The sequence below is a fragment of the Syntrophomonas sp. UBA5494 genome, from assembly GCF_002426325.1.
The window spans coordinates 1-8,264 of record NZ_DIPG01000025.1 but is presented as its reverse complement, the minus strand read 5'-3'; the positions used below and the strand labels follow the sequence as shown (position 1 = coordinate 8,264).

Below are 8,264 nucleotides of genomic sequence, written 5' to 3'. Positions count from 1 at the left end.
AACCGGGAAATCTTTTTAAGAGAACTGATCTCCAACGCCAGCGATGCCATCGACAAGCTGTATTTCCGTTCACTTACCGACCAGCAGGTGGGGATGCAGCGTGAGGATTTCGCCATTCATATCTCCCTTGACAAAGACAACCGCATTCTCACTATATCGGATAATGGCATCGGGATGAATGCCGAAGAATTGGAGAGTAACCTGGGAACCATCGCCAATAGCGGTTCACTGGCCTTTATGCAGGAAACTGAAGGGGCTGTGGAAGATGTCGATATCATCGGTCAGTTCGGGGTGGGATTCTATTCCGCTTTTATGGTCAGCAAACGGGTGACGGTCCTGACCCGGAGGTTTGGAGAGGAAGAAGCCCTGCAATGGGAATCGGAGGGCCTGGACGGTTATGTCATCAATAAGGCCGACCGGCCAGGTGTAGGAACCGATATCATCCTGGCCCTTAAAGATAACAGCGATACCGACAACTACGACGAGTTTCTGGAAGAATACAAGATTCGCTCTATAGTTAAGAAATATTCCGATTATATCCGCTATCCCATAAGAATGGAAGTGGAGAAGAGGAGAGCGGTTGAGGGAAAAGAGGATGAATTCGAAAGCTATTTCGAAACCGAAACCCTGAACAGCATGATACCTATCTGGCGCAAGAACAAGAGCGAACTCAGTGACGAAGACTATGATTATTTCTACAAAGAGAAGTTCTTCGATTTCGAAAATCCGCTGCGGGTCATTCACAGCAAGACCGAAGGCAAGGCCACATATAACGCCCTGCTGTTCATCCCCGACCGCGTCCCCTACAACTATTACAGCAAGGAGTATGAGAAAGGTCTGCAGCTCTATTCCAACGGGGTTCTGATCATGGACAAATGCGCCGACCTGCTGCCGGACCATTTTAGTTTCGTGCGCGGCCTGGTGGATTCCTCCGATTTATCCTTAAATATCTCCCGGGAAATGCTGCAGCATGACCGCCAGTTAAAATTGATCGCTTCTAATCTGGAGAAAAAGATAAAAAATGAATTGCTGGACATGCTGAACAACCAGCGCGAAACCTACGAAAAGTTTTACGAGAATTTCGGGCTGCAACTGAAGTGGGGCATTTACAGAGAATTCGGACTTAATCGGGAAATGCTCCTGCCCCTGTTGATGTTCCATTCTTCTAAAGAGAAGAAGCTGGTCACCATGTCTGAATACTTTGAGCGTATGCAGCCTGAACAGAAGTATATTTACTATGCCAGCGGGGAAAACGTGGATCGCATCGACCGCCTGCCCCAAACTGAACTGCTCAAAGACAAAGACCTGGAAATACTCTACCTCACCGATGAAATTGATGAATTTGCGCTCAAGATTTTGCGTGTTTATGAGGACAAAGAGTTTAAATCAGTCTCCAGCGGGGATCTGGGGCTGGAAGATGAGGGCGACGATCAGTCCGCTCAGGAACAGTCCCAGGAATACCAGCCCTTGCTGGACTTCATGAAAGAAGCCCTGAGCGGCAAAGTTAAAGCTGTAAGGCTGTCGCAGCGCCTTAAATCCCATCCGGTCTGTCTGAGCAGTGAAGGCATGGTCTCGCTGGAGATGGAAAAGATTTTGAACAGCATGCCAACAGATCGTGAGGTCAAGGCAGAACGAATCCTGGAGATAAATTCCTGTCATCCCATTTTTCAAACTTTGCAGAAGCTGCATGCTGAGGATCAGGACAGGTTAAAACTCTATACCGAGGTCATTTATAATCAGGCTTTGCTGATCGAGGGGTTGAACATCGAAGACCCGGTAGCCTTTTCAAATGCCGTATGCGATATTATGGCCGGGTAGCTGCAAGTCTCTCAAGCCAGTCAATCAAAAGGGAAAGAGTGCACCCTCTTTCTCTTTTTTACATCTTTTTTTGTCCGGAAATTAATATACATGGCTGATTGAGCCGTTTGAAAAACACCGTGCCCCTGGTGGTTTCAATCTATGGTCAAAACCGGTACAATGGGCATAGGAATAACAATTGAGGAGATCATTGCCAGGATTCAATAGCGGATGTGATAATAAGGAGGTTAACGGAATGAACGGGAAAAGATGGATATGCTGCATACTGACAGCATTGCTCCTATGTTGGGCGGCCCCGGGAACCGCTCTCGCGGCTGAAGCGGCGTCGGGGACGGCCAGTGCCGTAGTTGGAGGTATAGTGGAGTTTGATTACAACAGCTCCCTGCAGGGGGGGCCGCCAGGGGCTGCGGCAACAGCAACACCGGTCAGCCTGGTGGCGAGGCAGGGGATTGTCGTTGCCGGGCCGGTCCTGAGACTTGATGTCAGCGGTATACCGGCCGAATTATGGCAAAGTGGCTTGCTGATGAAAATGCCCTGCCAGGGTGAAGATGCCGTGCTGGCCTATTACAATCAAACCCGCCAACCCTGGCCGGCCTGGGAGATGGTCCCGGGCTCAACTGTAGTGAAGCAAAACGGGAACTGCTATGCTCTGGGGCGAATCACCAAGCCGGGAATTTATGCTCCTATAACCCTGAATGCCCGGCTGATAGCAGATTCCATTACCGAAGAGCAGATACCGGTGCAGTATGGCGAGCGCTTTGTATTTCCGCAAATCCCCGCGGGCTACGGCATTAAGATAATGAATACCAGCAAACCTGAGTTGGTCGGGACTGATGGCCAGGTAGGCGTGCCTCCTTATTATTTTGATACTGCCGCCAGCGTGAATTTCAGGATCTTTAAGGGCGATGATTACGCCGATAGCGGCCACATGATGGCCAAAGTACTGGCCCCCGCTTCGGCGGCTCAGGCCAAACGGGCCTACACCGCGTTAAAATCCATAGGCACGGCCCTGGGGCCAATACAGTACGCCAGCAGTTATGATGAACTGCAAGGGGCTCTGGCTGCCTGGAGGCAGCGGGAATTTCCGCAAATGCAACATTTGTTCGGAAGAGATGTCAAGCCCGAGCAATTTCTGAACCTGATTAACCGGGTTGATACGGAACGGCTGCGCATTTTAACGGCACATGGCAATGAGCTGCTGAAAGGCTACGGCAGCAGTGAAACCGAAGCCAGAATGCTGATGGATATTTACAGCATCAGGGCCTGGCAGGAGGTATGCAAAGAAGAGCCCTACCTGTGGTTTACCCAAGCCCTGGATGGTATGGGCTGGAGTTTCGACACCCTTCTTTCCATACAAAATAGTTTATCCCGGGTGATCGATGCCGATGGCCAGGGCAGCTTGAACCATACCCGCGCCCTTTTGCGCCAGCATACCGAGCTCGCCGGAGGCCAGCGCCACCTGGCGCGAGGGGAGAAGGCCGCCTACGAATTGAGATTCTTTGGGGAGAACACCGGCTTGAATGTCAATGATTATGTGCAATGGCGTTCCAGCAATACACAGCTCTTTTCTTTCAGCGATCAGCAAGGCCAACCGGCAGCCGGCGGCAGCTTGAATCCGTTGTGGCAGGGGGGCGATGGCGAGGCTGTAATTTCTGCCGGCAGCAAAAGCAACCTTGAACCACCGGCATATATTGTGAAGTTCAAGGTGGGGAGCAACGTCCCGCCCGGTTTATTCGTGGAATCGCTTCCAGACGGGCTGAAAGGAACCCCTTACCGGGTGGACCTGTTAGCTTATGGGGGCTATGGAGTCCGTGATTGGAAGATCTCCTCCGGACGTCTGCCGGCCGGATTGGAATTGGCGGACGGGGTCATCAAGGGCATCCCCATGGAATACGGCAACTTCTCTTTCACGGTACAATTCAAAGACACCTTTTATAAAGATACAAAGAACTATGAGCTGTACGTTCTGCCCGAAAACAGCGAGGAAAACCTGTTGCAGTATCAGCGCAGCCAGCTCTGGTATCATTACCTCCCGGCCGAGACTGAACATCTGAGCATGCTCTATACCCATGCGCAAGCAGTTAACGACAAACAGTGGCAGGAGATTCTGGGCCCGTATTTTAACAGCAAACTCTTGCAACAATATCGCTGATGAATATTCAATCTCCGGGCCTGCCTGATTTTAAATCAGGATAAGGCCCGGAGGCTTTTGAAGCCGTTATCGTGATAATACCGGGCAAAATTAAAAATTGTCTGGGCAGCAGGATTATTTCTTGAAACAGTCGAAAAGGATGTTATATTATATATAATCTCATTAAACGTATTACATTTTGAAAGTAAATCTGTATAGATAGCTTTGATTGATTTGGTTGGAAGAGGAGCTGAAACACATGGTGCGATACAGAAACTTCCTGGACTGCATCGAATCTCCACTGGTAGCTATCAACAAAGACCTGCAGATAGTTTATTGTAATCCCGCCTATGCTCGTTTAGCAGGTCAGGCGGTCGATGATATCATTGGGCATAAATGGCCGGAAGTCCTTCCGGAATTGGTTGGCAGCAATACCCAGGACGCTTATATGCAGGTATTGGAAACCGGCCAGATGGGAACGGTGGAAAGCAAGGTCAGCCATCGTTTTTTCATCGAGCGCATCTATACCACCCCGGACGGGCTGGTGTCTATATTTGACGATGTGAGCGCCGCCCGGCGCTTTGAGGCTGTAGCCCAGGAATTAGGCAGCAAATATCATGAGGTATTTGACGAAGCCTGGGATTCAATCTTTCTCTTGGATACCTACACTACCGACATTTTACACATGAACCGTTCCGCCTGTGAGATGTTTGGCTATAGCCGCGAGGAATTGGTGCGGCTCAATATCGGGAATCTGTGTCCGGAAGAGCCGCCCTACAGCGGTGAAGAGTTTAAACGCTGGCTGCGTATGTCTTCAGACTCCCGCGCACAATCCATGGAGTGGAGGATGCGCGACCGCAATGGCCGGGTGTTCTGGATCGAGGTCAAGTCCAAGCGCGTGGTTTTTGAAGATCGTACCCGCCTGATGGCAGCCGTACGTGATATCAATCCGGTCAAACTGGCGGGAGAGAAGCTGCGCCATTCCCGGGATACCTATGAGGATTTCTTCCATAATGCCAGTGACATGATCTTTGTGCACGATTTGGGCGGCAACTTGATATCGGTCAACCCCGCGGCGGAGCGCATTACCGGTTATTCGGTAGCCGAACTGGTGCGTATGAATATTCAGGAACTGGCAGATAATGAAAGCCTGGATTTGCTGCGCGGTTTTCAATACCAGCGCCTGGCTCCGGGCCGTCATATCAGCTATGAAATAAAGATTATAACCAAGTGGGATACCCAGACTTATCTGGACGTGAGCATCTGGCCGCTTTATGCCAATGGCAAAATTGTTGCGGTGCAGGGGATTGCCCGCAGCATAACGCGCATTAAGGAAGAGATGAGCCGCCTGATTACGTCCGAACAGGACTTAAAAGGCCTGGCGGATTGCCTTCCTGATGCCACTATGGCCATCGATATGGAGGGCAAAGTGGTGGTCTGGAACAAAGCCATGGAGCGCCTCACCGGCATCAAAGCCAACGATATGCTGGGTAAGGGCGATTTTGAGTACGCCTTGGCCTTCTACGAAAGCAGGCGTCCTATTATGGTAGACCTGGTTCTAAGGCCGGAGGAGGTCAAGCAGTATTACAAGGTCATTGAAGTTGATGATTATACCGTTATCAGCGAGTTCAAAACCCCTAAACTGCGGGGTCAGGGGCGGAATCTATGGGGCCGGGCGATGCCCTGGTACAACGAGGGCGGCAAGCTCTTGGGAGCCATAGAATGCCTGCGCGATGTAACCGAACGTTATATTATACTGCAGAATCACAAAAACTGGCTGCGCCAATCCGAAGCCCAGGGCAAGCAATTGATCGCGGCCTTAAACAGCCTTGGGGCAAAGGTATTGACTTATGACAGCAAAGGGAATATAGACGCCGTGACCGGGGCCATGGCTGAATGGCTGGGTTATGAAAAACCCGCCCAGCTGGTAGGTAAAGCCCTGGCAATAGTATTAGGCGACGATGAGCAGGCTAAATTGCTGGCTAACCAGGCCGGGGTGGAATCTATGGAGTGGATCGGCAAGGATGGCAGCAAGCTAACGGCCAGCGCTGAAGTTCAGACTATTCCTCACGAAGACCAGTTCAGCGGGGGCATGATCCGCTTAATATAGCATAAGAAGAGGAGAAGAGGGACGTTTGACCCAAGGGGCGCCTGTTTAATAGCAGCTTCCCTTGGGTCTTACGTTTACCACAGGGTTTCTATAATGGTAAAGCTGAACTCCAGGGCGATGAGGATGATGATGATCCACTCCAGGAAATTGGAGTGCTGAACATTGACCTCATTACTAAGCAAGGCATAATTCTGCTGTATCACCTGCAGTCTGCGGTTGACACTCTCACTCCACTGCTCGGCGCGCAGAACCTTTAAAGTCATCTGATAGACCCGGGCATAATAGATGTCTTCGGTAATCTTGATAAAGTTGTCTATTCTCTCGGCGACTTCACTGATTTCAGCGATGAATTCCATCAAGCGGCTCATAATGCGCCGATACTGACGGCTGCGTTTAAAACTGGAGTCTTTGTCCACCTTTTGGATGTCATCGTACATGCGATCCATATGCCGGGTTAGAATATCTCCGTAATATCTCAGTTCCAGGAGCTGCACATTGGCGAATTCTATCAAATCGCGCAAATCAGCCGGGTCCTCGCGGTCACAGATCAAGGCGGTATCCCAGGTAACGATGACGAAGTCGTCCTGGCTATAGCTGAGGCGGTTTTTCATAATCTGATCCCGGAGCTGTGAACTGAAATCAGCCTGCTCGCCCATCAATAAAGCTGCTGCATCACTTATTTGTTCAGGACTTTCAATATGATAGACAGTGTAGTCTTCATAAAAAGCGGCCTCAATGCTTACACAGGGGAGAACCGCCTTTAACAGGCTTTGCAGTTGTGTCAGGCAGTTGCCAAAAACATCTTCCAGGCTTTTCTGAGCCGCGAAGTCCAGGGCGACATTTTCGATATGGGGCAGGGAGTCATCATTCTGATATTTTAAACACAAGCTGACCGCTCCGATATCATAAATCCTGGCCTGACATTCAAGGCTCAGTTTTCCGCCGCTCCATAGCATTTCCTGCGCCCCTAACTTCAAGACCAGAGGGGGGACCTCCATATGAATCGATTTGGGATTGATACGGATCAATCGGTGCCTGGCCAGACCGTGTTCCCCGCCCCAGGATCGCTCTACTTGATTAAGATCGATTTCTTCGCATCCGGTTTCATAAACCCGGTAGAAATAGATTGCGTACATGGTTTGCACCTCCCTGCAATTTAGTATAACCCAGGCCGGGCCGACTCTAGCCTTCCGGAATACCCGCAGTTTAAAAGGCGGGCGGGTTGTTTTGCCCGGCGGGGTGGCGTAAAATGATAGATACGCAATTTACAGGACTATGGAGGATTAAAGTGCGATTCTGGTTATGTATGGCAGCTGTCCTGCTGTTAGATCAGTGGAGTAAATGGATGGTGGCGGTTAAAATCGCGCCCGGACAGAGTGTGGAGGTCTGGCCCGGAGTGATGTGGTTTACCCATGTGTTCAATCGCGGGGCCGCATTCAGTATCATGCAGGGGCAGACCATTTACTTTATGGCGGCCGCAGTTGTTGTGGTGGTGGCGTTAATGGCATATAATCTTTTTGCCAAACCGCAGCCCCTCCTGCAGCTTATTACCGGAATGATGGCCGGGGGAGCCGCCGGGAATCTTCTGGACCGATACCGGCAGGGCCATGTCGTCGATTTCATCGACTTCCGGTTCTGGCCGGTATTCAATGTGGCTGATATAGCCATCGTAATGGGCGGCATTCTGCTGGTGGCCTATTTTATCTGGTTGGATAAGGATGGTCAAAGCAATGAACGATAAAACCACTTGGCGGGTGGATGAGGATCTTGAGGGTGAACGCCTGGACGCTTTTGTGGCGGAGCGTATGGAGTGTTTATCGCGCTCACAGGCGCAGAAATTGATCGGGGATGGCCGGGTCTGGGTGGATGGAGAGGTTCGCAAGGCCAGCTACAAAATCAAGCCCGGAGAAGTAGTGGCGGTGGAAGTGCCGCCGCCGGCCGCAGTCGATTTGCAGGCTGAAGACATCCCCTTGGAGATTGTCTATCAGGACAGTAATGTGGTAGTATTCAACAAACCTAAAGGCCTGGTAGTGCATCCCGCGCACGGCAACTGGGAGCATACCCTGGTAAATGCCCTGCTTTATCATGTCAAAGACCTCTCCGGTATCAACGGCGAGTTGCGGCCGGGCATAGTCCATCGCCTGGATAAAGATACCTCGGGGGTGATGGTGGCGGCTAAAAATGATGCGGCGCACCGTGCCCTGG

6 protein-coding genes are annotated in these 8,264 nt (G+C 50.9%); 5 read left to right on the top strand and 1 reads right to left on the bottom strand.

What is annotated here, in order from left to right:
• From htpG to B3W37_RS02680, 3 genes are all read left to right on the top strand, one after another.
• The coding region (htpG, locus tag B3W37_RS02690; RefSeq protein ID WP_483174704.1) for a molecular chaperone HtpG at nucleotides 1–1,818 on the top strand (1,818 nt) is incomplete at its 5' end.
• A gap of 235 nt (nucleotides 1,819–2,053) precedes the next feature.
• Entirely contained in the window at nucleotides 2,054–3,970 is a 1,917-nt protein-coding gene (locus tag B3W37_RS02685) for a hypothetical protein (protein WP_483174702.1), read from the top strand.
• Nucleotides 3,971–4,208: 238 nt separating this feature from the next.
• The gene (locus B3W37_RS02680) at nucleotides 4,209–6,059 is read left to right on the top strand and encodes a PAS domain-containing protein (RefSeq protein WP_483174701.1); all 1,851 of its coding nucleotides are present in this window, start codon (nucleotides 4,209–4,211) and stop codon (nucleotides 6,057–6,059) included.
• Nucleotides 6,060–6,133: 74 nt separating this feature from the next.
• On the opposite strand, the gene B3W37_RS02675 is transcribed toward B3W37_RS02680, so the two are convergent.
• Complete coding sequence (locus B3W37_RS02675; protein ID WP_483174699.1) at nucleotides 6,134–7,195, bottom strand: RMD1 family protein; 1,062 nt, start codon at nucleotides 7,193–7,195, stop codon at nucleotides 6,134–6,136.
• A 113-nt stretch (nucleotides 7,196–7,308) separates the two neighbouring features.
• Between B3W37_RS02675 and lspA the strand changes: the two genes are divergently transcribed.
• Both lspA and B3W37_RS02665 read left to right on the top strand, forming a co-directional pair.
• Entirely contained in the window at nucleotides 7,309–7,800 is a 492-nt protein-coding gene (lspA, locus tag B3W37_RS02670) for a signal peptidase II (protein ID WP_483174698.1), read from the top strand.
• A partial coding sequence (locus B3W37_RS02665; RefSeq protein WP_483174697.1) for a S4 domain-containing protein occupies nucleotides 7,790–8,264 on the top strand: 475 nt, incomplete at its 3' end. The genes lspA and B3W37_RS02665, both read left to right, overlap by 11 nt.